This is a genomic window from Bacillus taeanensis (genome assembly GCF_003318295.1).
GTDB lineage: Bacteria > Bacillota > Bacilli > Bacillales > UBA6769 > Maribacillus > Maribacillus taeanensis.
This window is the reverse complement of sequence record NZ_QOCW01000008.1, coordinates 19,021-44,323: the sequence shown is the minus strand read 5'-3', so window position 1 is coordinate 44,323 and position 25,303 is coordinate 19,021. Positions and strand designations below refer to the sequence as shown.

Annotated in this window: 21 protein-coding genes; 18 read left to right on the top strand and 3 right to left on the bottom strand. The window is 36.7% G+C overall.

From position 1 onward, the window contains the following. Positions 1–100: 100 nt before the first annotated feature. From DS031_RS09410 to DS031_RS09395, 4 genes are all read left to right on the top strand, one after another. Positions 101–979: a carbohydrate ABC transporter permease gene (locus tag DS031_RS09410; protein ID WP_113805823.1), complete on the top strand. Its 879-nt coding sequence runs from the start codon at positions 101–103 to the stop codon at positions 977–979. Positions 980–1,057: 78 nt separating this feature from the next. Further along, positions 1,058–1,894 carry a carbohydrate ABC transporter permease gene (locus tag DS031_RS09405; protein ID WP_245947323.1) on the top strand — a complete coding sequence of 279 codons (837 nt, stop codon included), beginning with the start codon at positions 1,058–1,060 and terminating at the stop codon, positions 1,892–1,894. A 173-nt stretch (positions 1,895–2,067) separates the two neighbouring features. Further along, on the top strand, positions 2,068–4,224 hold the full coding sequence (locus DS031_RS09400) for a glycoside hydrolase family 52 protein (RefSeq protein WP_113805822.1): 2,157 nt from the start codon (positions 2,068–2,070) through the stop codon (positions 4,222–4,224). 176 nt (positions 4,225–4,400) lie between these two features. Next, a complete protein-coding gene (locus DS031_RS09395) occupies positions 4,401–5,375 on the top strand; it encodes an aldose 1-epimerase (RefSeq protein WP_113805821.1) in 975 nt (324 codons plus the stop codon). A gap of 157 nt (positions 5,376–5,532) precedes the next feature. Here the strand turns inward: DS031_RS09395 and DS031_RS09390 are convergent, their stop codons facing one another. Continuing rightward, positions 5,533–6,135, bottom strand: a complete 603-nt coding sequence (locus DS031_RS09390) for a YesL family protein (protein WP_113805820.1) — start codon at positions 6,133–6,135, stop codon at positions 5,533–5,535. 771 nt (positions 6,136–6,906) lie between these two features. Between DS031_RS09390 and DS031_RS09385 the strand changes: the two genes are divergently transcribed. Both DS031_RS09385 and DS031_RS09380 read left to right on the top strand, forming a co-directional pair. After that, on the top strand, positions 6,907–7,614 hold the full coding sequence (locus DS031_RS09385) for a spore germination protein (protein WP_181833078.1): 708 nt from the start codon (positions 6,907–6,909) through the stop codon (positions 7,612–7,614). Further along, on the top strand, positions 7,608–8,207 hold the full coding sequence (locus tag DS031_RS09380) for a LutC/YkgG family protein (RefSeq protein WP_113805818.1): 600 nt from the start codon (positions 7,608–7,610) through the stop codon (positions 8,205–8,207). Before DS031_RS09385 ends, DS031_RS09380 begins: the two co-directional genes overlap by 7 nt. Positions 8,208–8,307: 100 nt before the next feature. Here DS031_RS09380 and DS031_RS09375 read toward each other — a convergent pair whose 3' ends face one another. Further along, positions 8,308–9,099: an HAD family hydrolase gene (locus DS031_RS09375; RefSeq protein ID WP_113805817.1), complete on the bottom strand. Its 792-nt coding sequence runs from the start codon at positions 9,097–9,099 to the stop codon at positions 8,308–8,310. A gap of 396 nt (positions 9,100–9,495) precedes the next feature. On the opposite strand from DS031_RS09375, the gene iolB reads away from it, so the two are divergent. Further along, the gene (gene iolB, locus DS031_RS09370) at positions 9,496–10,296 is read left to right on the top strand and encodes a 5-deoxy-glucuronate isomerase (protein WP_113805816.1); all 801 of its coding nucleotides are present in this window, start codon (positions 9,496–9,498) and stop codon (positions 10,294–10,296) included. Between the two features lie 125 nt (positions 10,297–10,421). Beyond that, positions 10,422–11,489, top strand: coding sequence for a M24 family metallopeptidase (locus tag DS031_RS09365; protein ID WP_113805815.1), 1,068 nt, complete (start codon positions 10,422–10,424; stop codon positions 11,487–11,489). 58 nt (positions 11,490–11,547) lie between these two features. On the opposite strand, the gene DS031_RS09360 is transcribed toward DS031_RS09365, so the two are convergent. Next, positions 11,548–12,543 (bottom strand): LacI family DNA-binding transcriptional regulator, encoded by a 996-nt coding sequence (locus DS031_RS09360; protein ID WP_113805814.1) that lies wholly within the window; start codon positions 12,541–12,543, stop codon positions 11,548–11,550. A 409-nt stretch (positions 12,544–12,952) separates the two neighbouring features. Between DS031_RS09360 and DS031_RS09355 the strand changes: the two genes are divergently transcribed. The 10 genes from DS031_RS09355 to DS031_RS09310 all read left to right on the top strand — a co-directional run bounded on the left by DS031_RS09355 (position 12,953) and on the right by DS031_RS09310 (position 25,163). After that, positions 12,953–14,452, top strand: a complete 1,500-nt coding sequence (locus DS031_RS09355; protein WP_113805813.1) for a UxaA family hydrolase — start codon at positions 12,953–12,955, stop codon at positions 14,450–14,452. Positions 14,453–14,479: 27 nt separating this feature from the next. Next, positions 14,480–16,018, top strand: coding sequence for a tagaturonate reductase (locus DS031_RS09350; protein ID WP_113805812.1), 1,539 nt, complete (start codon positions 14,480–14,482; stop codon positions 16,016–16,018). A gap of 166 nt (positions 16,019–16,184) precedes the next feature. Continuing rightward, positions 16,185–17,480 carry a Gfo/Idh/MocA family protein gene (locus DS031_RS09345; RefSeq protein ID WP_113805811.1) on the top strand — a complete coding sequence of 432 codons (1,296 nt, stop codon included), beginning with the start codon at positions 16,185–16,187 and terminating at the stop codon, positions 17,478–17,480. 214 nt (positions 17,481–17,694) lie between these two features. Beyond that, a complete protein-coding gene (locus DS031_RS09340) occupies positions 17,695–18,633 on the top strand; it encodes a carbohydrate ABC transporter permease (protein ID WP_245947304.1) in 939 nt (312 codons plus the stop codon). A 3-nt stretch (positions 18,634–18,636) separates the two neighbouring features. Then, positions 18,637–19,470 (top strand): carbohydrate ABC transporter permease, encoded by an 834-nt coding sequence (locus DS031_RS09335; protein ID WP_113805810.1) that lies wholly within the window; start codon positions 18,637–18,639, stop codon positions 19,468–19,470. Positions 19,471–19,592: 122 nt separating this feature from the next. Then, on the top strand, positions 19,593–20,936 hold the full coding sequence (locus DS031_RS09330; protein WP_113805809.1) for an ABC transporter substrate-binding protein: 1,344 nt from the start codon (positions 19,593–19,595) through the stop codon (positions 20,934–20,936). 195 nt (positions 20,937–21,131) lie between these two features. Then, positions 21,132–22,289: an oligogalacturonate lyase family protein gene (locus DS031_RS09325; RefSeq protein ID WP_113805808.1), complete on the top strand. Its 1,158-nt coding sequence runs from the start codon at positions 21,132–21,134 to the stop codon at positions 22,287–22,289. Between the two features lie 21 nt (positions 22,290–22,310). After that, positions 22,311–22,634 carry a cupin domain-containing protein gene (locus DS031_RS09320; protein ID WP_245947302.1) on the top strand — a complete coding sequence of 108 codons (324 nt, stop codon included), beginning with the start codon at positions 22,311–22,313 and terminating at the stop codon, positions 22,632–22,634. A gap of 72 nt (positions 22,635–22,706) precedes the next feature. Then, positions 22,707–23,804, top strand: coding sequence for a glycoside hydrolase family 88/105 protein (locus DS031_RS09315; RefSeq protein WP_113805807.1), 1,098 nt, complete (start codon positions 22,707–22,709; stop codon positions 23,802–23,804). A 45-nt stretch (positions 23,805–23,849) separates the two neighbouring features. Continuing rightward, positions 23,850–25,163 (top strand): pectate lyase family protein, encoded by a 1,314-nt coding sequence (locus DS031_RS09310; RefSeq protein WP_113805806.1) that lies wholly within the window; start codon positions 23,850–23,852, stop codon positions 25,161–25,163. The last annotated feature ends 140 nt before the right edge of the window (positions 25,164–25,303 follow it).

The window sequence follows — 25,303 nt, the reverse complement described above, 5'->3', positions numbered from 1 at the left end:
CTTTTTAACAAAGCGAAAAGAACATGTCTATCGGTTACGGTATGTTCTTTTCTTTATAAGTAGATAACGAGATCGTATTTATGAAAAAGGAGGATCTTTGATGAACAGAGTTATGTCGAACAAATTTGTCATCACGCTATATGTTCTTCCTGCACTTCTTTTAATCGCTACCCTTATTTACGTACCAATTGTGTTAACAGGGTATTACGGATTAATGAAGTGGGATGGAATTGGAGAGATGTCATTTATCGGTTTAGAAAATTATATTAATCTTTTAACTGATAAGCTTTTTTGGGAAAGTGCCTATCATTCGTTTTTATTAGCCGCTTTTTCAACGATTAGTTTAATAGGGTATCTTATTATTTCACTTATCCTTTCAGGGAAGATTAAAGGAGCTAATTTACTAAGGAAAATTTATTTAATTCCAATGTTGTTATCTTCTGTTGCGATTGCACAGCTTTGGCTGAAAATTTATCATCCTGGAAATGGGTTAGTAAACAGCTTTCTAATGGGAATTGGAATCGATAATCCTCCAGCATGGCTGGCTGAGCCTAAACTTGTCTTACCGGCGCTATTTGTACCAATTATTTGGCAGTATGCAGGATTTTATATTTTAATTTATTATGCCGCTCTAAAAGGAATACCGAATTCATTAATTGAAGCTGCTAAAATTGATGGAGCCAATCCGCTTCAAATTGCCTGGAAAATAAAAGTTCCGTTAATTTCAAGTGTTATAAAAGTAACAATTGTCTTAGCAATTGTTGGGTCATTAAAATATTTTGATTTAATTTATGTAATGACGGGCGGCGGACCAAATGGCTCAAGTGAGGTTATGGCTTCTTATATGTACCAAAAAGCATTCAATACGTATGATTTTGGATATGGAAGTGCCGTCGGTTTCTTTTTATTAATCATCTGTTTAGCTGTTACATGGTTGATTCGTAAGCTTACGGTAACGGGTGACGAGAATCAGTATTAAAGGGAGGGTTTAAACATGAAAGTTATGTCGCAGCATCGAACAAAGACAAATGGATCTTATGCGGATGAAACAAAGATAATGGGACAAGGAGTACGCCGACTTGGGTACGGGATTTTGTACACGGTTTTAGGAATTATTGCTGTATTACAACTGTATCCGCTTCTATGGCTGTTTTTCTTCTCATTAAAAGATAATAGTGAAATTTTTAGTATGTCGCCATTTGCTCTTCCAACAAATCCAAAATGGGAAAATTATTTAAATGTATGGTCACAGGGCAACATTAGCTTATACTTCTTTAACAGCGTATGGATTACGGTTGTTGCGGTTGTTATTACTGTATTGTCGGCAAGTATGGTTACATTTGCAATTACTCGTATGAAATGGAAGTTAAGTAAGCCCGTACTTGGACTGTTCATGATAGGCTTAATGATTCCAGTTCACTCGACACTTATTCCGTTATTTAACTTTTTCTTAAAATTAAATTTAATTGATCATCCACTTGCCGTTATTTTAACGTATATTGCGTTTAATTTGCCGCTTACAATTATGATTTTGCTCGGATTTTATTATGCACTGCCAAGAGAAGTGGAGGAAGCGGCAATTATCGACGGGTGTTCGGTACACCGCATTTTCTTTCAAATTACGCTGCCAATGACAACACCTGTTATCTCAACGACAGTGATTATTAATATGATTTATAACTGGAATGAATTTATATTTATTAATACATTTATTAGTTCTGATCAATATAAAACATTAACAGTAGGAATTCAAAACTTTATTGGTCAGTATGCAACAGATTGGGGAGCAATTGGCGCAACGCTGATGATTAGTATTTTACCGATTTTAATCGCGTTTTTATTTTTAAGCAATCGAATTGTTGAAGGAATTGCCGCAGGGTCTGTAAAAGGGTAAGAATTCGGACGATGTACAGAAACTTCTAGCCATTCATCATAAGTGACCTCCTATCATCTAAATATTTTTTAGTAATTGCACACAATAGTTTGTTTGTTATAAGGATAAACTAAGTTATTATTTTTTTACAAATAATACGGATTTCTTATATTTGAAAGGAGCTTTTAAATACTATGCCTAAAAATATGTTTTTTAACGCACATCACTCACCAGTTGGCGCATTTTCAAGTTTTACATTAGGTTTTCCAGGAAGCAATGGGGGCTTAGATGTAGAACTAGGCCGTTCACCAAGACAAAGCATTTTTGTTGGTACTGAATCGCTTACAGAAAAAGGGGTTTATCAAGCCCTGCCATTTTTTTCAGACAGTGAAGATGAGAGCAAACGTTATGATATTGAAAATCCAGATCCGAATCAAAATAAACCAAAAATTATTTTTCCATTTCACCAGGATGAAGTGAAGCGCGATTTTCATGTTTCAACAGATACATGGCAGGCAGGAGATTTAACATTTACAATTTATTCACCTGTTCAGTCTGTGCCCGAGCCTGGAGCAGCGGTAGATGAAGAACTTAAGTTTGCATTGCTTCCTGCTGTTATTGCTGAATTAACAGTTGATAATACAAAGAGTACACAATCAAGACGTTCATTTTTTGGTTTTGAAGGTGTTGACCAATATACGTCATTAAGAAGGATGGATGATACTGCTGCACCGCTGACAGGAGTTGGCCAAGGCCGTTTTGCTTCTATCGTTTCAGACGACCAAGATGTAAAATCGGCGCTTCATTTTAGTTTAGAAGATATCTTAACAAATCCATTAGAAGAAAATTGGACATTCGGGTTAGGAAAAGTCGGCGCATTAATTATGGATACGCCGGCGGGAGAGAAGAAAACGTATCGCTTTGCAGTATGTTTTTACCGCTCTAGTTACGTAACAGCAGGGATGGATACCACATATTATTATACGAAATTTTATAAAAATATCGAGGAAGTCGGCTCCTATGCATTAGCAAATTTTGCGAAGTTAAAAGAGCTTTCTTTCGAGTCGAATAAAGAAATTGAAACTGCTAATCTATCAGATGATCAAAAGTTTATGATGGCTCATTCAATTCGCAGCTACTATGGCTGTACCCAGATGTTAGAGTTAGACGATAAGCCGCTTTGGGTTGTTAATGAAGGTGAATACCGAATGATGAATACGTTTGACCTTACCGTTGATCAGCTGTTCTTTGAGTTAAAAATGAATCCTTGGACGGTGAAAAATGTCCTCGATCTATTTGTTGACCGTTACAGTTATCAAGATCGCGTTCGTTTTCCTGGGGATGAAACAGAATATCCAGGCGGTATCAGCTTTACTCACGATATGGGTGTGGCAAATACGTTTTCGAGAGCGCAATATTCTTCATACGAACTTTACGGCATTGACGGCTGTTTTTCACACATGACGCAAGAACAGCTTGTAAACTGGATTTTATGTGCAGCTGTTTATGTAGAACAAACAAAAGATAAAGCATGGCTTGAGGAAAAAATGCCGACTCTTGAACAATGTTTAGAAAGTATGGTCAATCGTGATCATCCTAACCCAGAAGAGCGCAACGGCATTATGGGATTAGACAGCACGCGCGTTATGGGTGGTGCTGAAATTACAACTTACGACAGCTTGGACGTTTCTCTTGGACAAGCGCGTAATAACATTTATTTAGCAGGAAAATCATGGGCTTCCTACGTGGCGCTTGAAAAGATCTTCCGTGAAAATGGAAAACCTGAACTTGCAGCATTAGCAGGCGAACAAGCTGATAAATGTGCAAAAACGATGACAAGTCATGTAACAGAAAAAGGCTATATTCCTGCTGTTATTGGTGAAGGAAACGATTCGAAAATTATTCCGGCAATTGAAGGACTTGTTTTTCCTTACTTTACGAACAGCCATGAGGCGTTAGATGAAAATGGACGTTTTGGCGATTACATTCAAACGCTGAAAAAGCATTTTGAACATGTATTAAAAGAAGGGATTTGTTTATTCTCGGACGGCGGATGGAAAATTTCATCAACAAGCAATAATTCATGGTTAAGTAAAATTTATCTTTCTCAATTTATTGCCCGTCAAATACTAGGATGGAGTTGGGATGAGGATGGTGCCAAAGCAGACGCAGCACACGTTGAATGGTTAACACACCCAACATTATCTGTATGGAGCTGGAGTGATCAAATTATTTCTGGTGAAATTAGCGGCAGTAAATATTATCCGCGCGGCGTAACAAGTATTCTTTGGCTTCAGGAAGAAAACAATGCTGATATAAAGGGCAAAAAATACGAATCGGCAGCGCTTTAAATACTTCTCTTAAATCTATTTGTCTGCCAGCTGAAATCAAGCCAGCAAGAGAAAATTTAGAAATAGGCCATTCAATGAAACGAATGAATGTATGAAGTGTAAAATCGTTTCAGTTTGTTTGGCCTATCCTTTTATTTATAAATACTAGTGAACGGTTCATAAAGGAGTGATAGAGAATGAAAGGTTATGTAGAAAATACTATGTTTTTTGAAGAGCCCGCTTTAAAAGCTGGAAATGAACAGTTTGAAATCACGATCGTACCCGGCTGGGGATCAAACTTAATTTCTTTCATTGAAAAGAAGTCAAATCAAGAGCTTCTTAGAGTTCCCCAATCAGCGGATGAATATAAAGAAAAACCTGTTTTATATGGTACACCACTCTTATTTCCTCCGAATCGAATTAGCGGTGGAACATTTATATTTAATAATCACTCGTATCAATTTGATGTAAATGAACGAGACAAAAACAATCATATTCACGGCTTTGTAATGACGAGAAAATGGGAGGTAATAAAAGCGGAAGCATCTGATAATAAAGCTGTAATCGAAACGGAATTTAATTCGTTAAAGCATGAAGATGTTTTGAGGCAGTTTCCGCATCCTTTTATTATTCGGATGACATATGTGCTTGATGAAAATCGCTTGCAAAAAAGCGCAACTATTATTAATAACAGCAATGATCCTTTCCCATGGGGCTTTGGCTTTCATACGTCATTCTTATTTCCGGAAGAGGTATGTTCATTTTCATTAACAGCACAAAAACGCTGGACGCTTAACGATCGTTTCTTACCAACTGGAGATTTAACAGAAATTCCATACATTGAACAATTAACAAGCGGAATGAGCTTACAAGATATGCTTCTTGACGATGTTTTTCTTTCTTCAGCAAAAGAAGGGGGAAGAAATGAAGCGGTATTATTAAATGAAGAAACTGGTATTGAGATTGCATATTCCGCAGATGGAAACTTTAAAAATTGGGTTGTTTATAATGATAATGGAAAGCAGGGGTTTGTTTGCCCTGAGCCTTATACATGGGTAACAAATGCACCGAATTTAAATCTGCCTAGGGAAATAACTGGACTTCAAGTGTTGGAGCCTGGAGAGAAGAAAGTTCTAAAAACAGAAATCTCTTTTTCTTATAAAACAAAATAAAAGCCATTATAAGACGAGAAGTGTTAGCGTGATGAGAGGAGAGAGTGCTGAAACAATAAATTAATATGCAAAATATGAAAAAGTACACTCTTTATTCATCAAGAGTGTACTTTTTGCTTGAAACTTGTAAACAGTAATAGTATTTCAAAATATTAGATTAAGATGCTTTCAATTCTTCAACTTTATGAAATGCTCTGCTGCATAAAGAGTAAATAACATATGAACCGATACTGAAAATGAACAATAAGGATGGACGAAATACGATAAGTAAAGCCCCTATTGCAGCGATAGTGATGAGGATAACGAATGTAAGCAATAAGTTACTAACTGAAAATAAAAATGAGTTTTTAATAATATTAAATGAGCTTGTCTTATACTGCACCATTACCGGGAAAAGATAAATCGTTGTAGACAGTAAAAGTAATGCCATTACAAAGAAGACTGGGAGTAGAATATTTCTCAAACCTGAATCAAGCTGATTCGTAAATGTAAAATTAACAACCATCAGTCCTGCTAATAAGAACCAGCCAATTCCAACAAATAAACCTTGCTTGAAATTTTCTTTAAAATAGTGAAAAAAGCTCGAAAAAACACTAACATCATTTTTCAATACCCACTGTCTCACTACCCCGAACATTGCAGCTGTTGCTGGAAAGATTGTTATAATAGGAAGGCACATAAGCAGCCAAATCATATTTAATAGAAAGAAGTTAGAAATAACCTCAAGTACACGATAATACTTTCCATTTATAAATCCCATAAAATCACCTGATCTGTTTTTAAACTTTTATGAAAATTTTATATACTTTAAAGATATCATGTTTCGACAAAAAGTGAAAGCGTTAACTATAAGTTTCTATCAATGCTTAACTTCATAAAAACCTGTCAATACTGTTTCTATTTTTTTATACACTCTTCGGTTTTTTAAAAGTTCTTCCTTTCATTCTTCTTTTATATATTGTAGGATTCTTTTTTCATAAGTAGGATCATGAGGAAATGAGTCATTTTGGCATCTAGTTGAAATACTAATTATATTCACCTTGAGAATTGGACATCAATACAGTGTCCACAAACTAATATGTAAGGGTGTAGAAGGTGAAGATCCACTTTGCGAAACTATTTTGTTGCTACATGAAAAGGTTGAAAATTATGGTACATCATTAAAATCGACTATTCAGCGCCAATAAGGATAATCTTGAAACAATTTAACAAGTTGTTTTAAGGAATCACTGGTTAAATGGGTTTTGATCACAAAACATTCCAACATAAGTTTTCATGAAATATGTGGTCTACCTGTTACATAAGGTGTCTCCGGAAAACGAAGTTGATCAAAAATGTTTACTCATCCTTAATAAGAACGCAAGCAACAATTGTTTCAGAATGAACATCTAATCCCCCACAACGTTTATACAAAGTTTCCAAATCAATTCCCCCCTATAAATATTTTTCTAATCTCTTGTTTTCTTTTTATACATCAAAATGATTAAAACGGTACAAACTTATAATAACCATGATGAAAGAGGAGATGGGGATGCCGTTATTTTCAAAATATAAACGTTCTAAATCTAAGAAATTAAATAAACAAAATGAGCTATTGCAAGAGCAGATAAATAATGAGCAGCAAATAAATCTATACAGTGATATTAGCAAGAATTATCAAAGGTTAAAATTAATTTACGAAACATGTAATGATGTTATTTTCCGAAACTTGTTTATTGAAGGTAAAGAAGCCTTTCTCGTCTATATAGAAGGACTATCAAATATTGAAGAATTAGATGACAACGTTCTTAGGGTGATTATGAAACAATCAATTTCAGGGATTTCAAACAGCACAAACATACTAAAAGAAAATTTACCCTTATCTAACGTGCAGAGGGTTAGAACATTTTCTGAGTGTATTGAACAAGTCTCTTTAGGCAATCCGGTGATTATATTAGATAATCAAAATTTTGGACTGTCTTTCGGTCTTTCAAAATGGGAAAAGCGCTCTATTGAAGAATCTGTAGCAGAGCCAGTTGTTCGTGGACCCCGCGAAGGCTTTATTGAAGTATTACAAGTTAATACTTCTTTGTTACGGAGAAAAATTAGAAGTCCGAATCTTAAAATGTACTCAATGGAATTAGGACGTTATACAAAAACGAAGGTTATGATTGCTTTTATAGAAGGAATTGTTGACAATACATTAATTGAAGAAATAAAAAGCCGACTTGGCAGCGCAGTCCGCAGTGGGAAGTGTTAAAAGATGCGAATCAAGATGAACTTGTGACCGTCTTAAAGAAGCAGTGTGAGGTCATTCATACCCAGTTGATTGAGACGACTTCCTCTGAGCTGAGCGGCCAAATTCGCTCTGTGATGAAGCAGTTCGGTGCAAAGTCTGTTGTAACATGGAAAGATGAGCGCTTTTCTCAATTTGGATTAGAAGAACAGTTAAACAATAGATGGCCGGAAGAAGGGTTTGATGTTCACATATGGGATCCATCTAAAAAGAGAGAAAACATTGAGGCTGCAGAAAAAGCGGATGTTGGTATTACGTTTAGTGACATGACGCTTGCCGAATCAGGAACAGTCGTCCTGTTTAGTGATGCGAGAAAAGGAAGGTCAGTAAGCTTACTTCCTAAAACGTATATCGCGATTATTCCAAAAAGATCGATTGTTCCAAGAATGACGCAGGCGACATCATACATCCATGAAAAGATTAAAAAGGGAAAGAATATTGCTTCATGCGTTAATTTTATTACAGGACCGAGCAATAGTGCCGATATCGAATTAAATCTTGTTGTAGGTGTGCATGGACCGGTAAAAGCGACTTATATTATTGTAAATGATAAATAGTAGTTTTGTGTTGTTGGGTTATAAAATTCGTTCTGATAAAATAAGCAACCAACTGTTCCTTTAAGACAGATGGTTGCTTTTTGTGCTTTATGAAATATTCTTAGTTAACAAGTCCAAGGGATTTCAATCCATTATAAATACCTGAATCGGTCACCTTAGTCGTTTTATGTTTTGCATATTGAAACAAATCAGGATGGGCATTTCCCATCGCAAATCCTTCACCGACAGTACTTAGCATTTCTTTGTCGTTCATGCCGTCACCAAAGGCAATCGCTGCTTCTTTCGGAATGTCAAGCATGTTAAGGATATGCTCAATGCCAAAGCCTTTATTAACTGTATCACGAATAACATCATAACAGTGGCGAAGTCCGTCAACATTAACTTGTGATAAATGGATGCTGGTATCTTCTTTTTCATAAAGAGCAGGTTCGTTTTCGGCTAAATTCATAAGCGTAATCCCTAAGATTTGATGAAGAACATCCTCTGAAAAACGATCATTTTTTCGCATGTGAAATGCTTTAATAAACTTTTCAACAATGTCGCTTTCTATATTAGAAAAGATATTTTTCTCATGAGTGTAAAGAACAAATTCATGATTATTCTGATTGGCGGTTTCAACAAATTTTCCGACCGTACTTGCGTTCATCGGAGTTTTAAAAATATCTTCTCCTTTATGAATCGCATAAGCACCGTTATAGCCGATAAAAGATTCAATACTTAACTCTTCAGCAATCTCGGCTATTTCGTGAAGGGGTCTGCCGGTAGCAAGAAATACTTCTACTCCTTTTTGTTTTACTTCGGCAACAGCTTTTTTAGTAGATTCTTCAATTGTATCGTCAGGTGTTAAAGTTGTGCCGTCAATGTCTAAAAATAAAATTTTGTAGTTTGTCATAATCATTCTCCATATTTGATTGATTTTTACGTTATTAAAACGCTTTGTTGTACTAAGTTGTTTTAAGGGGATTTTACTACAAAAAGGGTGATGATGCAAAAACTACCTTTTATATGTAAAGGCTGCAGTATGGCATCTTGAAATGATAGATTAGCTAGCGTTTTTTAAAAAGAAAAAATGCAATAAAGAAAAAATAATATTAAGTTGTTGAAATATAATCGAAACTCTATTAAACTTAAATTAACAACGTTGTTAATTTAAGTTTAATATTCTATGTACCTTGTTACCTTGTAGCTTAACTAAAAGGCAATGCATAGAGAGTGAATATGTTTTAGTAATTATATTTTTTTAATCACTATTAACAACGTTGTTAATAGTATTGAGAGGATGATAAAAATGACGCGTTTTAAAAAAGCGGTAGAAGCAAAAGGATATCAAGATATTTTTGGTGAGGATAATGAGTACTTAAATTTTCTTGCTTTTGGAAAGATTGATCTTCATGAAGGAGAAAGTTTTCATAATGAAACAGGCGGCTATGAACATGCGTTAGTTCTTTTAACAGGAACAGCTTCGGTTAAATCTGGAGAGCGGCAATGGGATAATCTTGGCGGCAGAAAAACAGTATTTGACGGTAAAGGAACAGCTGTCTATATTCCTTGTCAGTCTGACTATGAAATTACGGCACAATCAGACGTGCAAATTGCGGTTTGTAAAGTAAAGGCAGAAGAAAAGTTTGAGCCGTTCGTTGTAACGCCTGAGGAAGTTGTAGAACATCAGCGAGGTCAACAGCAGTGGCAGCGTTCAGTTTATGACATGATTGCAGATAATGGAGAAGGAAAAGTTCATCGCATTGTCATGGGAGAAACGATTAACAAACCAGGTCAAATGTCTGGTTATCCACCTCATAAACATGATGGTGAGCATTATCCAGAAGAGCCGAATTTAGAAGAAGTTTATTATTATCAAGTGAATCCGGAACAAGGCTTTGGTGTGCAGTATCATTATACAAAAGATGGCAGCGTTGATGAGGCGCATATTATTCGTCAAGGTGACAGCTTTGCAATTGATAAAGGCTACCATCCAGTCGGTGCAGCTGGCGGCTATGAAGTATATTATTTATGGTTTATGGCTGGTGAAACAGGAAGAAAGTTAAATCCTTACGAAGATCCAGATCATAAGTGGTTGAATCAAGCTTAAGTGTTTTTGTATGCCCTTTCAATAAATAGAAAAGGTTAGGGGATAGTTTTACTTTGATAGAGGAGTGGAGTTTTGCTTTTGGGTTGTTATACATTTTTCAATAAAGGGAGAAAGGAGGGAATGTGATGCAAAATTTTGAGAATAAACTGGAGCGTGTACATACACTGATACGAGAAGAAAACATTGATGGCATTTTGTTTACACAGCAAAAAAATGTTTCCTGGCTTACTGGTGGAAGAAGCTTTGTAAATACTGCATCGGAAAAGGCAGTTGCTTTTATTTTAGTTACACCTGCTTCTAATTGTTTAATTGTCAGCAATATTGAAGCGGAGCGATTGATTGATGAAGAAGTAAAGTGTCATTTTGATTGTATCGAAGTTTACCCATGGTATGAACCACAGCGAATTGATGAATTTTTAGCAAAAGAAGGTACAGTTCAAAGCGATATTACGTTAGAACATAAACTGGTGTCATTGAGAACGGTGCTGACGAGTGAAGATGAAATACAGCTGAGAGTGTTAGGAAAAGATACAGCCGCTGCGATTGAAAGAACGACCTTTGAACTTAAGCAAGGTGAAACAGAATACGAAATTGCAGCGCGGCTTGCAAAAAATTGTATTGAACGGGAAATTGAACCAATTGTAAATCTTGTTGCAGTTGATGAGCGGGTATACAGCAGAAGACATCCGCTTCCAACTTCACTGGCATTAAAAAATTATGCGATGCTTGTTGTGTGCGGAAGGAGAAACGGTCAGGTGGTTTCTGCAACACGTTTAGTTCATTTTGGGACGATGCCAAGAGGGTTAGTAAAACGGCACCGCGCTGTTGTTCATATCGATGCTGCTATGATTGCAAATACGACACCAAATGCTTCTTTTTCAGATGTATTCGAAGTAATGAAGCATGCTTATCAAGAAGAAGGATTTGGTGAGGAATGGAAATTTCATCACCAAGGCGGGTTGAGCGGCTATAATACCCGGGAACAGCTGTTGCTTCCTAATGATTCTAATAACCGTGTCGCGCAAGGGCAAGTATATGCATGGAATCCGAGTATTGCTGGAGTGAAATCAGAAGATACGATTTTCATTGGCGAAAATGGAACGGAAATTATTAGTTATTCAGGCGAATTTCCGATGATTGAAGTGAATGCGTCAGGAAAAAAGCTTCTTCGCCCGGACATTTTAATTCGGTAAGTTTTCTTTTTAATAAAAACAGGACCGAGTCAGCTTCGATCCTGTTTTTATTATTTTGTTAACTTTTATGACTTGTTCCTGCGCAGGAAGCTCTTTCTTTAAGCTCAGGCTGTAGTGTTTGCAGAAGTGGCAGAGAGTTTGGTTCGGCCATTTGTTTAAGAAGGGAATGAACGATGCTTTTTGCTAACTCATCAACTGGTACGCCGACACTTGTAAGTGGTGTTTCTAAATTAGCCATTTGCGGGATATTATCATAGCCGATAATGGAAATATCTTTTGGGATAATAAGATTTTCTTCTCGAACTGCGCGGATGATACCGCTGCTTATATCATAACTTCCTCCAACGATGGCTGACGGAATAAAACCTGAATTTAAAAGGCGTTTTGTTGCCATATAACCGTCATACCAATCTAATCCGCCTGAATTAATCAGTGAGCGTTCATTTACATCAAGATTGAACTGCTCCATCGCTTCTAAAAACCCTTTGTATTTTTCGATTTGCCGCTGATCGATCGGTGAAAAATCGCCGACGTAAGAAATGTTCGTATGTCCTAATTCATATAAATAGTGAACCGCTTGATACATTGCCTTTTTGTAGTTTACATCAATCACAGGCACAGTTTGATTGTGCGCGGCTCCATATGAAATAACAGGTAAATCAGGAGAAAAATCAACTTTTAAGCGGTTGTTGTTTTCTTCAAAGACGATAATCCCGTCAACTTGGAAACGTCTAAACATTTCCACTGCTGATGCTGCGGGGTTGATTGATAAAATCATTGAATAGCCATGTTTTTCAATTTCCTCATTGATTTTCGTTACAAGTGTTGATAATGCCGCTCTTTCAACAGTAGGCCAGACCAAGCCGATCGTTTTCGATTGTTTCGAAACAAGTCTTTGTGCGGCGAAATTTGGTTCATAGCCTAATTCTTTTGCTGTTTTTAGTATTTTTGATTTTGTTTCCGGTTTTACAAGCGGACTGTCATTCAAGGCTTTTGAAACCGTTGAAAAACTAACCCCTGCAGCATTGGCAATATCTTTAATGGTTATTCCCATAGTAGTGTCCTCCAAAATAATAACGTTGTAATCATTATAAGAAAAATTAGCTTAAATCTCAATAAGAGCGAGAGTTAATTTATAGAAAATCAAATTTATTTTTTAAAAAAGCAAATAAAGAGCGTTCAACTACCTTTTAAAGGAAAATAAAAGGATTTAAAAAATAGTATTGTGATTTAGCTAATGATAGTGTACCATATAAATAACAACGTTGTTATTTATATGGTACGTAATATGTAGAGAAGTTAGTCTCGAGAGAGTTAAAAGTTCTTTTTAGTTATGTTTATGTAAATTTTAAATTGTTTTATTTGAAAGCGTTATCTAAAAAATTGGTAATGAGAAAGAAATAACGTACATCTCATTTTTGTGAATTTTTATAAGTCGATTTGAATCATTGGAGGGGAATTTCGTGACTCAGGATTATATTGTTGTTCATCAAGATGATAATGTTTTTGTAGCACTAAAACCTTATAAAAAAGGCGAAAGGATTACTGTAAACGATAAGGAGATTGAATTAACCGAAGACATTCCATTTGGACATAAAGCCGCATTAAAAACAATTCCTGAAAATGAAGACGTTATCAAATATGGTTTTCCAATTGGGAAAGCTTCTAAAAAGATTGACGAGGGGAATCATGTTCATACCCATAATGTCGTCACAAAACTTGAAGGAACGCTTGATTACAGCTATGAGCCAACAAATCATAAAGTAACAAAAGATGAGTCGTTAAACGAACGTACCTTTAAAGGATATGTGCGCAGTAACGGAGAAGTCGGCATTCGCAATGAAATTTGGATTATTAATACAGTTGGCTGCATTAATAAAGTTGCCGAACATCTTGCAAAACTAGCAAATCAAACATTTAAAAATGACAACATAGATGGTGTGTATCATTATCCTCACCCATTTGGCTGTTCGCAGCTTGGTGACGATTTAACGAATACACAAAAAATACTGCGCAACCTTGTCAACCATCCGAATGCAGCTGGTGTTCTTGTACTTGGATTAGGCTGTGAAAACAATAATATTGCTGAATTTAAAAAAGTACTCGGTGAATATGATGAAAGTCGTGTGAAGTTTTTAGGAACACAAGGTGTTGATGATGAGCTTGAAGCGGGCTTAGAGAAAATTCAAGAGCTTGTCCTTTATGCTAAAAGTTTTCAGCGTGAAGATGTACCAGTTTCAAAATTACGAGTAGGGCTAAAGTGCGGCGGTTCCGATGGTCTTTCAGGTATTACCGCAAATCCACTAGTTGGAGCTTTTTCTGATAAGTTAATTCGCCGCGGTGGAACGACTGTATTAACAGAAGTACCGGAAATGTTTGGTGCGGAAACGATTTTAATGGAACGAGCGCAAAATGAAGAAGTGTTTTCAAAAACAGTGAATTTAATTAATGATTTTAAAACTTATTTTATAAAGCATGATCAAGTTGTTTATGAAAATCCATCACCAGGCAATAAAGACGGCGGTATTACCACATTGGAAGAAAAATCATTAGGATGTGTCCAAAAAGGTGGATTTGCGGAAATTGTCGATGTTCATTCGTACGGCGGTTATGTGACAAAGCCGGGATTAAATCTTCTGCAGGGACCGGGAAATGATCTTGTTTCTGTCACATCGCTTGCTGCTTCAGGTGCTCATATTGTCTTGTTTACAACAGGGAGAGGAACGCCATTTGGCGGACCGGTGCCAACAGTAAAAATATCAACGAACAGCGCTTTGTATAATAAAAAGAAAAATTGGATTGATTTTAATGCGGGGCAGCTTATCGAGGATAAAACGATGGATGAACTATCAAATGAGCTTTTTGATTACATTATAAAACTAGCATCGGGGGAGATGGAAGCGAAAAACGAACAATTTGGTTTTAAAGAAATTGCAATTTTTAAAGACGGTGTGATTTTATAAACGGATTAGAAGAAAGGATGAATTTTTGTGAAGCGTCTAAATAAAGCGCTAATTAACAATGATGCACAGTTACCTGAATTTCTTGAAGTGAAAAATTACGATCATTTACCGGAACGAATCGTTCAATTTGGAGAAGGAAACTTTTTACGCGGATTTGTGGATTGGATGGTTCATCAGTTAAATAAACAAGGACTATTTAATGGAAGAATTGCGGCAATCCAGCCAACCCCGCACGGAAAAGTTGTCCCGAAATTAACGGCACAGGACGGTTTGTACACATTTGTGCTGCAGGGAATAGAAGATGGGCGTGAGGTTGAAAAGTATGAAATCATTTCTTCTATATCTAGAGGAATCAATCCTTATAGTAATTGGGAGGACGTATTAGCTCTTGCAGAATCGCCTTCGATTGAATTTGTCTTTTCAAATACAACAGAGGCAGGGTTAACATATAGTAAGGAAGCATATAATCCAACTGAAGCACCGCTTTCGTTTCCAGGGAAATTAACAGCTTTTCTTTATCACCGTTATAGCGTAAACAATGGCGATTCTCATGCAGGTTTAACGATTATTCCGTGTGAACTAGTTGAAGAGAATGGCATGAAGCTAAAAGAAATTGTTTTTAAAATTGCTGAGGATTGGAATCTTTCCAGTAGTTTTATAGATTGGGTAAAAGACAGTAATCAATTTTGTAATACATTAGTTGACCGGATTGTTCCTGGCTTTCCTAAAGATAATATTGAACAATTTGAAAAGCTGCTCGGTTATGAAGATCTGTTAATCGGTGTAGGCGAGCCATATCATCTTTTTGCGATTGATGGAGATGAAAATGTAAAAGCGGCTCTGCCGTTTCATCAAGCAGGACTAAATGTAAAATGGGGAGATGTGACACCGTATCGAAATTTAAAAGTAAGTATTTTAAATGCGCCTCATACGATGATGTTTTCTGTCGGTTATTTATCAGGCTTTCAGACGGTTTATGAGGCGACCGAAAATGAAACATTGCATCGCTTTGTGCAGCGGGCAATCGATGAAGAAATTCTCCCGACAGTTTCATTTGATGAAAAAACGAAAAGAGAATTTGCCGAGTCTGTTATTGAGCGTTTCCGCAATCCGTTTGTAAAACATTACCTTGTTGATCTTGGTTTAAATGCTGTTTCGAAATTTAGAGCAAGAGTGCTTCCACTGTTCCTTCATTGGACAGAGGAGAAGAAGCAAATCCCAATGATGATGTCCTTTTCATTGGCGGCACTCATTACGTATTACCGCTCTAAAGAATTAGTTGGTGAAGAGCATATGATTGGAAGATGTGGTGGAGAGGAATATAAAATTCGTGATTCAAAAGAAGCAATTAAACGTCTCCATGAAGCTTGGAAGTACTATGATCAAACACGGCAAGGAATTGAAAAGGTTGTATGGAATGTATTAGAAGATGAAAAGTTATGGGGTACCAATTTAGTTGCTGTTGATAAACTGCATTCAGTTATCTCAGATCATGTTAAAAATATTCTTGAATATGGAATGAAGCAAAGTGCCGCTCAGCTTGTTGAAAATGTCCAAGTTCATTAATGATCAAGAAACAGTTTGAACAAGACAATTGAAAAAGTAAATTTGTCTTAATAAACATTCTAGAGTTTTTGAGAGGATAGATAGTTTAATGGGACCGGTTTTGATCCATACAGCCGGTCTATTCTTGTGTTAACCAATCATAAAAACTTGAAATGGAGTGGGAAACGTGAAAAGATTTGCGGTATGTGGTGTGAGTAAGCGGGCGATGGAAATGTTTATTAAACCAATGGTTGAAACATTTTCAGCATCAAGTGAATTAGCTGCTTTGTTAGATAACGATCCGAAACGGTTTTCGGTATGCAAAGAACAGTTTCCAACGATTCAAAATGTTATGGAATATAATGAATCCGAATTTCAGAAGATGGTATTTGAAACAAAGCCAGATGTGATTATTGTGACGGGAAGAGATGATACACATGTTGATTATATTGTAAAAGCTTTAGAACATAATCTTGATGTGATCACTGAAAAGCCAATGGCCACCACTGCCGCTGATTGTAAGAGAATTATTGAGGCGGAGGCTAAAAGCAAAGGAACGGTAACGGTCACATTTAACTATCGCTACAGCCCTTATCATACAAAAATAAAAGAACTTCTGCTAGAAGGAAAAATTGGTCGGGTTACTTCGATTGATCTGAATTGGTATATTGATACGTTTCATGGTTCTAGTTATTTTATGAGATGGAATCGGATGAGGGAATTATCCGGAGGACTGTCAATTCATAAAAGCTCCCATCATTTTGATCTTGTTAACTGGTGGCTTGACCAAAAGCCGGTTGAAGTATTTGCGTACGGTTCCCTCAATTACTATGGACAAGAAAGTGAGCATAATCCGCAAAAAGAGGACGGGCGTTATTGTGTTTCCTGTAACGTAAAATCTAATTGTGCCTATTATATGAGATGGAATTCAAGAAGCGGTGCTCTAAACGTAAAAGACGATCATATTGACTCTAACAGTAAAAGTAAAGAAGCTTATTCAAGTTACCGCCCTGATCGATGTATTTTTGATTCAGAGATTGAGATTGAAGATACGTATACGGCGTCGGTTAAATACAATAAGGGAGCGTTGTTAAGCTATTCGATTAACTTTTCTCTTCCGTATGAAGGCTATCGTTTGGCGATCAATGGGACAAAGGGGCGTATTGAGACAACGGAATATCACGCACCTTCACGCGTCCCATTTCCGGTTCCTGAACAGACGATTGACTATTATCCGCTGTTTGGTGCAAAAGAAACGATTTCGGTTGTAAAAAGAGAGGGAGGTCATGGAGGTGGAGATCCTGTTCTTCAAGAAGATCTTTTCTTAGGAGAAGATCCTAGTCGTTCTTACCGGATCTTGTCTGGGAGTGAAGATGGCGCTTACGCGGTTGCTGCAGGGGAAGCGGTTTGGCGATCAGTAAAGGAAAACCGTCCAATCTCTGTTGAAACCCTGCTTCACAGTCAGTCTGTAAAGAACTCATAAAAAAACAGCTTCTTTCAGTGCGCACTGAAAGAAGCTGTTTTTTTATTTCTTGTGCTGTTCCAAAATGAGGTTCTGACAATAAAGTTAAAAATCTTACGCTTGAATTGTTAGAATATAAAGAATTTAAACGTTTACATAAAGATATTTACTTCTGATGAAGATGCTTGTCCTTTACAATTAACTTAAAGAAACAGCAGTGAGGAGAGTGAAACATGTGGAAAAGAGTATGCGCTTACAAAAAGATGAAACGGCTTACAATTCGAAAGTGAAAAGATTTAACATGGAAAAATGGATTCCTTATTTGTTTATTACCCCGACTATTTTGTTAATTGTAGGATTTTTATTTTATCCATTAGGAACAGTGTTCTATTACAGTCTTCAAAATTATGATTTAACGGCACCTTATTATAACGGCTTTATTGGATTAGAAAATTTCAAAAACATTTTCACGGAAGATAAGTTGTTTTTATCTACCTTAGGAGTAACGTTTAAATGGGTTGTTTCACAAGTGGGATTGCAGCTTACGTTTGGGATGGTCGCGGCTTTACTGTTAAATCAGGCATTCAAATACCGTGGACTTGTTCGAGCATTTGCTTTTACACCATGGGCGATTTCAGGGGTATTAGCTTCGGTAATGTGGTCGCTAATGTTTAATGAACACATGGGTGTTATTAACGATATTTTGATGAAATTAGGCGTTATTTCTGAAAGTAAAGCATGGCTTGCCGATACAACTACAGTGTTTGGATCAGTTATCATTGCAGAGTTATGGCGCGGTATTCCATTTTTTGCGATTACACTTTTAGCTTCACTGCAAAGCATTCCGAATGAACTGTATGAAGCAGCGAGAGTAGATGGAGCTGGCAGATTAAAATCCTTTATTTTTATCACGCTTCCGCAGCTGAAGAACACAATCGTTTTAACGGTCTTACTTCGTACTGTTTGGGAGTTTAATAACATTGATCTTATTTATAACTTAACAGGCGGCGGTCCTGCTCACCAAACAACAACATTAACAATGTACATTGCCGAACAGGCAATTCACGGAAGTAATTTTGGTTACGGTTCAGCGTTAACGGTTATCTCGTTTGTTATCCTGCTTGTATTTGCAGTTGTTTTTCTTAAAATTACTCGTTATGAAAGGGAGGTATAAGGCATGTTTGGATCACAAAAACTAGATCGTCTTCTTACCTTTAAATTACCGCTTACGTTAATGATTTTATTTACAATGTTTCCGTTTTACTGGACGATTAATACAGCCTTTAAGAGTGAGGGAGATATTCTTAACCGGCCATTAGAATATGTACCGAGCAACCCGACGATTGAAAACTTTGTTGTTGCCTGGAACAATGTTGGTTTTGCGACTTATTTTAAAAACAGCTTTTTCATTGCCGCATGTACAGTAGTCGTTGTCCTTCTTCTATCAACATTAGCTGGTTATGCATTAAGCCGCTATAAGTTTAAAGGAAAGCGTTCCTTTTTACTTATGCTGCTTGCGACACAGTTTATTCCAAGAGCAATGCTGATCATTCCGTTATTTATCGTCTTTAAAAACCTCGGATTAATTAGTAATCCTTTATCATTAATTATTACGTATACAACGGTTGAGCTTCCATTTACAGCAATTTTGATGAGTGGATTTATTGCAAATGTTCCGAGAGAACTAGAAGAAGCAGCAATGATCGATGGGTGTAATCGCCTGCAGTCTATTCGTCATGTTGTGTTTCCACTGCTGCTTCCGGGTGTTGTTGCAGTATCGGTCTTTACCTTTATTTACGTATGGAATGAGTTCCTGCTTGCGTTAATGCTTACAAATCAGCAGAGCAACTTTACACTGCCAGTTGGGTTAAGTTATATGATGGGTGAGTTTAACATTAACTACGGCGCACTTGCTGCAGGAAGTGTTATTGCCTTAATTCCAGCAATTCTATTGTTTGCATACGCACAAAAACATTTAGTCAATGGTTTAGGCGGTGCTGTAAAAGGATAATGGTTCAGCTTCTTTACTCAAACTACAATTATTAGGAAAACGAAGAACTTCGCTAAAAGATTTTTATATAAAGCCAAGTTTTTCTCAAAATACAATTTAGAATCTAACAGGGGGTAAGTTTTATGAAGAAAAAAGTTTCGCGTACTATTTTAACGTTAGGTATGGCTGCTTCCATGGCTCTTGCTGGCTGTTCTGAAAGTAAGGAAACAACAGTTCAAAGCTCTGGAGAGGAGGGCGCATCATCAGATGAACAAGTTGTTTTAACGTTTTGGGATGAAAATGCAGGCCCACAGCGTACACCAATTTACGAAGAACTATTTAAAAAGTTTGAAGAAGAACACCCAAATATTGATGTCGAATATGTTGGACTTCCTAAAAAATCAGCGAAGCAGAAATTTGATGCGGCAATTGCAGCCGATGATATGCCGGATGTTGCCGGTGTTCAAACGAGCTGGCTCCCTGAATTCCAAGTTCGTGAAGCGCTGCTTCCGTTAGACAGCTATTTCGAAGGATGGAATGACAAAGATAACATTAATAAAGCAGCTGTTAACTTTAACAAACAAATTGTTTTAGATAATAAACTTTACGGCATTCCGTACACGCAAAACTTGGATATTCTTTGGTATCGTGCTGATTGGTTCAAAGAAGCAGGTGTTGAGCCGCCAGAAACGTGGGATGAATTTTTCAGCGCAGTTGAAAAAATGACGGATAATGCGAACAATCGCTACGGATTCTCAATTCGCGGTGGAGACGGGGGTTCCTTCCAATTACAGAGAATGATGTATGCTTACTCAGGAATTGATCATTACTTTGATGAAAATGGTGAAAGCACACTTGACGATCCGAAACATGTTGAATTTTCAGAAAAATATTTAGGGCTTTATAACAAATTTACGCCGCAAAGTGATATTACAAATGGTTATAAAGAAATGGTTGCAGCCTTTGATACTGGCGTAGCGGCAATGATTCAGCACAATATCGGTTCTTACGGCGAGCACAGTAAAGCGATGCAGCCTGAGCAATATGCCGCACTGCCGCTTCCAAAAACAGATGACGGCAAATATATTGCAGAGGGTGGAAATACAATTGGCTTTAGTATTTTTAAAACAACAGAACACCCTGAAGAAGCATGGGAATTAGTGAGCTTCCTCTCTTCTCAAGAAAGTCAAAGCTTCTGGAATCAAAGTACAGGTCAAATCCCAACACATGCTGGTGTATTAGAAGAACAGTGGGTAAAAGATGCGCAGCATATTCAAACAGCATTTGAGGTTCTTGAAGATGCTAATATGTCCTTCTATGATCCTGCGTTTTATTTACCAGATTACAGATCAATTCTAGATAATATCGTAGATCCTGGTACACAAGAAGTATTAAGCGGAAAAACGACAGTAAAAGAATTCCTTACAAAATGGGCAGATGCAATGGAAGAATCAAAACAGAAATATGATAAACAGTTTGGTAAATAAGTTATTGAAAGAAAGTGGTTGAAGGTTAAGGGGGCTGTCTCAATAGGGTCTGACCCCACAACCTCATACAAGGTGTAGATACTTTTTATAAATTACATGCTGCATATGAGGCGGAGAGAGTCTGACTCTATGCTTTTGAGACAGCCCAAATTTTAAAGTATCTACCTTATTTTCAATCATATTGAGGTGACCGTATTGATCGGGAAAACGTATTCTTCTGAAAAAAGACTGTACCGAGATGAGAAAACAGGTAAGAAAATTTGGCAGCTAACTGCGGATGGTTCCAACAACTACCATTTTTATTTTACCGATAATTCTTTTACATTAGGTGATCAAGAAATTTACTTTCTATCAGATCGCGCATCAAAGAAACCAGAGATTTATAATCTTTTCAAAATGGATTTAACGAGCGGTCTTATTCAGCAGCTAACGAATGAAAAGGAAGGAATTGCACCAAGTTATCATACGAAAACTCCTGAAAGTGATCTTGTTGTCTATGTATCTGGTAATAAAGTTAAAAAACTCGATACGAAAACATTAGAAGCGACAGTGATTTATGAAGAAAGAGCAAATATTGATCTTGGTCATCCGTTTATTGCTCCGAATAAAAAGTATATTGGACTAGCAAGAAACGAGAAAATTTCAATTGCGCGCGGAGCTAACTATAAAGGATTTAAAGAAACGATGTATGCCGTAAAAAAAGGGTGGATTACATTAATTTATCTTGATGGCACAAAGGTGATTGATGTGTATGAAGATACACATTGGCTTGGCCATTTTCAATTTTCTCCAGATGATAGTACAATCGGAATGTTTTGTCATGAAGGACCTTGGAATCTTGTTGATCAAAGAATGTGGTTGTTGGATCTTGTTGATCGTACTGTACAACCTTGTTTTAGACAAGTGGAAGACGATTGTGTGGGTCATGAATTTTGGGCAACTGACGGCAAAATATTTTTTGATAACCGCAGAAAAGGTCATGATGGCACGATTACGTCAAATAAAACACAAGCAACAATTCAGTCTGCATATGGCGATCAGATTCCATATATCGGTTTAGCTGATAAAAATGGTGAGGTACTGAAAAAAATTGATATGCCTTATTACTGCAACCATTACCATGCGAATCGCAATAACACGCTGCTGGTCGGTGATGAAGTAGAAGATTTAGTACTAATCGATATAAGCGGAGACGAAGCAAAAATTGAGACATTATGTCAGCATCAGACTTCTTGGTATACGCAGCAAACGCATTGTCATCCAACATTTAGCTGGAGTAATGAAAAGATTTTATATACTTCAGACCGTGATGGCAGGAACAATCTTTATCTTATAGAGCTTAACGAAAATTAACGTGTAAGGAGTGTGAATCTTTTGTTTGTAAGCGGACAAACAGTACCACCAGTAAAAGCAGATGAAGGGGTAGAGAGAAAACTTCTGACAAGAGGCGGCGGTTTAATGATGACAGAAGTAACCTTTGAGAAAAACGCTGTCGGGGCCGTTCATTCCCATCCACATGAACAAATTAGCTATATTGTTGAAGGAGTTTTTCAATTTAATCTTAATGGACAAATTCATATTGTCAAAAAAGGAGATAGTGTCTATGTCCCTTCTAACACTTCTCATGGTGTAAAGGCACTTGAACATCATTCGATTATTTTAGATGTGTTTACACCGCAGCGAGAAGATTTTATTTAGCAATTAGTGATGGAATGAGAGATTTCATAGATCTATTTTACAAATGTTGAAAAAAGAAAGTGAGGGCTTTTAATGACTGAAAAAGTAAATACAGCAAATCCTTTATTACAAGCTAATCGAGCGTGTGAAGCGCTGATGGCAGCTTATTCAACAGTTGAGCTTCCTCCTGCTAATAAATGGCATTATCATCAAGGAGTCTTTTTAGATGGGATGCTTAAAGTGTGGGAAAAGACAGGTAATCAAGCTTATTTTGATTATGTGAAGAGCTATATTGATAATTTACTAGATGCAGAAGGGAATTTCTTATTTGATCGAGATGAACTTGATTCGATTCAAGTCGGAATTCTATTATTCCCGCTTTATGAACAAACGAAAGATAAGCGATATAAGATTGCTGCTGAAAAGCTGAGAAATCTTTATCGCACTTTAAATAAAACAAGTAAAGGCGGCTTTTGGCACAAAGATAAATATCCTTATCAAATGTGGCTTGATGGGTTGTACATGGCAGGACCATTTGCCTTATTATACAACAAATGGTTTAATGAGCCCAAATTAGCTGATATGGTCGTTTATCAGGAACAATTAATGAGAAGTCATATGAAAGACGAAAAAACTGGTTTGTTTTATCATGCGTGGGATGAGAAGAAAATTCAGCCGTGGGCAAATCCAATTACAGGGTGCTCAACTGAGTTTTGGGGAAGATCATGCGGCTGGTATGGAACCGCTTTAATCGATATTTTAGAGCTTCTTCCGGAAGACCATGACGGAAGAGAAGCGCTTGTTAAATCGTTACAAGAATATGTCCAAGCACTGCTTAACTATCAAGACAGCAAAACAGGCTTATGGTACCAAATCGTTGATAAAGGCGATTGGAAAGATAATTGGTTAGAATCTTCGTGCACGAGCTTATTTATTTATACGATCGCAAAAGCTGTCCAAAAAGGCTATGTTGATCAAGAATATTTAAATGCGGCGAAAAAAGCGTACGAAGGATTAGTGGATCATATGATTGAGGCTGATGAAAAGAACTGGTCGCTAAAGGGAATTTGTATCGGTACTTCTGCAGGAGTTTATGACTATTATGTCGGACGTCCTACTTCTGAAAATGATTTACATGGTGTTGGTGCGTTTATTTTAGCAAGCATGGCGCTTGATGAAATAGAAAAATAGAAAGGAAAGCTTTTTTGTAAAAAAATAAATAATTGAGGTGAAAGCGTGAAAAAAATTATTCGTTTAATCGTTGTGATGGTAACGTTATTTGCGCTAACTGTTTCTTCAGTATCAGCGGAAAACTTAACTAAATTAGGTCGTGAAGTACTAAGCTCTAAAGATGGCTGGGCTGCATATGGTGAAGGAACAACGGGCGGATCGGCAGCTGATGAAGAGCACGTATTTACTGTTACGAAAAAAAGTGAATTAATAAAGGCGCTGGATGATGCAAGTGACATACCGAAAATTATTTATGTAAAAGGTACGATCGATATTAATGTAGATGAAAATAATAATCCGATGAAGGCAGAAGATTACGCTGATCCTGCCTATGATTTTGATGACTATCTTGAGGTATATAGTCCAGACGTATGGGGCTATGAAAAAGAAGTGGATGGGCTATTAGAGGAAGCGCGCGCCCGTTCGCAGAAAAACCAAGAAAATAATATTGTCCTTCACGTTGGATCAAACACAACAATTTTCGGATTAGGCGATGATGCAACAATTGTTGGTGGCGCTCTTGTATTAGATGGTGTAGAAAATGTAATCATTCGAAACATTGAGTTTGAAGCACCGCTTGACTTTTTCCCGCAGTGGGATCCGACTGATGGAGAGTATGGCGAATGGAATTCAGACTATGACAATGTAACAATTACGGATAACTCTCATCATATTTGGATTGATCATAACACATTTAGTGATGGAGAAAACGTAGATAGTGACTTTGGAACATATTTTGATCGTCTTTATCAGCGCCATGATGGATTATTGGATATTAAAAACGGTTCAAACTATGTAACGGTTTCTTATAATGTGTTTAAAGATCATGATAAAGTAACAATTGTCGGCTCAAGTGACAGTAAAACTTCAGATCGAGGTAAATTAAAAGTAACGTTTCATCATAACTACTATAAAAATTTAAATCAGCGCCTGCCGCGCGTTCGCTTTGGAGAAGTGCATGTTTATAATAACTACTATGAATTTAGTAAAGATGCAAACTATGAATTTGGTTATGTATGGGGTGTAGGAAAAGAATCGAAAATTTATGTTGAAAACAATTATTTTAATTTTGATTGGGATGTTGAGTTATCAAAAATTATTAAGGACTGGAAAGGGACAACTATTTTTGAAACAGGTTCGATGGTAAACGGTTCCAGCAAGCATCATAAAGTGGATCTCATTGCAGAGTTTAATAAAAAGAACACTGTTCAATTAAATGAAAATGTTGATTGGACACCGAAACTTTATGAGCGCATTGATCCAACACAGAGTGTTCCTGCGAAAGTAAAAGCGCACGCAGGAGCTGGAAACCTTCATTAATTCTTATTGAAAACATATAGTTAATTTCTAATCGATCTAGGTAGTTGGAATTTCCTATCTAGGTCGTTTAGAATTTTTCTCTTCAAATCTACATTTATTGAGTAAATCCTATCAGACGATCTATTCAAAAAATTTCAAAA

What these genes read in the sequence shown, in the direction of transcription:
- DS031_RS09410 (WP_113805823.1), top strand. Translation starts at nt 101, where the DNA reads ATGAACAGAGTTATGTCGAACAAATTTGTCATCACGCTATATGTTCTT.
- DS031_RS09405 (WP_245947323.1), top strand. Translation starts at nt 1,058, where the DNA reads ATGGGACAAGGAGTACGCCGACTTGGGTACGGGATTTTGTACACGGTT.
- DS031_RS09400 (WP_113805822.1), top strand. Translation starts at nt 2,068, where the DNA reads ATGCCTAAAAATATGTTTTTTAACGCACATCACTCACCAGTTGGCGCA.
- DS031_RS09395 (WP_113805821.1), top strand. Translation starts at nt 4,401, where the DNA reads ATGAAAGGTTATGTAGAAAATACTATGTTTTTTGAAGAGCCCGCTTTA.
- DS031_RS09390 (WP_113805820.1), bottom strand. Translation starts at nt 6,135, where the DNA reads ATGGGATTTATAAATGGAAAGTATTATCGTGTACTTGAGGTTATTTCT.
- DS031_RS09385 (WP_181833078.1), top strand. Translation starts at nt 6,907, where the DNA reads ATGCCGTTATTTTCAAAATATAAACGTTCTAAATCTAAGAAATTAAAT.
- DS031_RS09375 (WP_113805817.1), bottom strand. Translation starts at nt 9,099, where the DNA reads ATGACAAACTACAAAATTTTATTTTTAGACATTGACGGCACAACTTTA.
- iolB (WP_113805816.1), top strand. Translation starts at nt 9,496, where the DNA reads ATGACGCGTTTTAAAAAAGCGGTAGAAGCAAAAGGATATCAAGATATT.
- DS031_RS09365 (WP_113805815.1), top strand. Translation starts at nt 10,422, where the DNA reads ATGCAAAATTTTGAGAATAAACTGGAGCGTGTACATACACTGATACGA.
- DS031_RS09360 (WP_113805814.1), bottom strand. Translation starts at nt 12,543, where the DNA reads ATGGGAATAACCATTAAAGATATTGCCAATGCTGCAGGGGTTAGTTTT.
- DS031_RS09335 (WP_113805810.1), top strand. Translation starts at nt 18,637, where the DNA reads ATGTTTGGATCACAAAAACTAGATCGTCTTCTTACCTTTAAATTACCG.
- DS031_RS09330 (WP_113805809.1), top strand. Translation starts at nt 19,593, where the DNA reads ATGAAGAAAAAAGTTTCGCGTACTATTTTAACGTTAGGTATGGCTGCT.
- DS031_RS09315 (WP_113805807.1), top strand. Translation starts at nt 22,707, where the DNA reads ATGACTGAAAAAGTAAATACAGCAAATCCTTTATTACAAGCTAATCGA.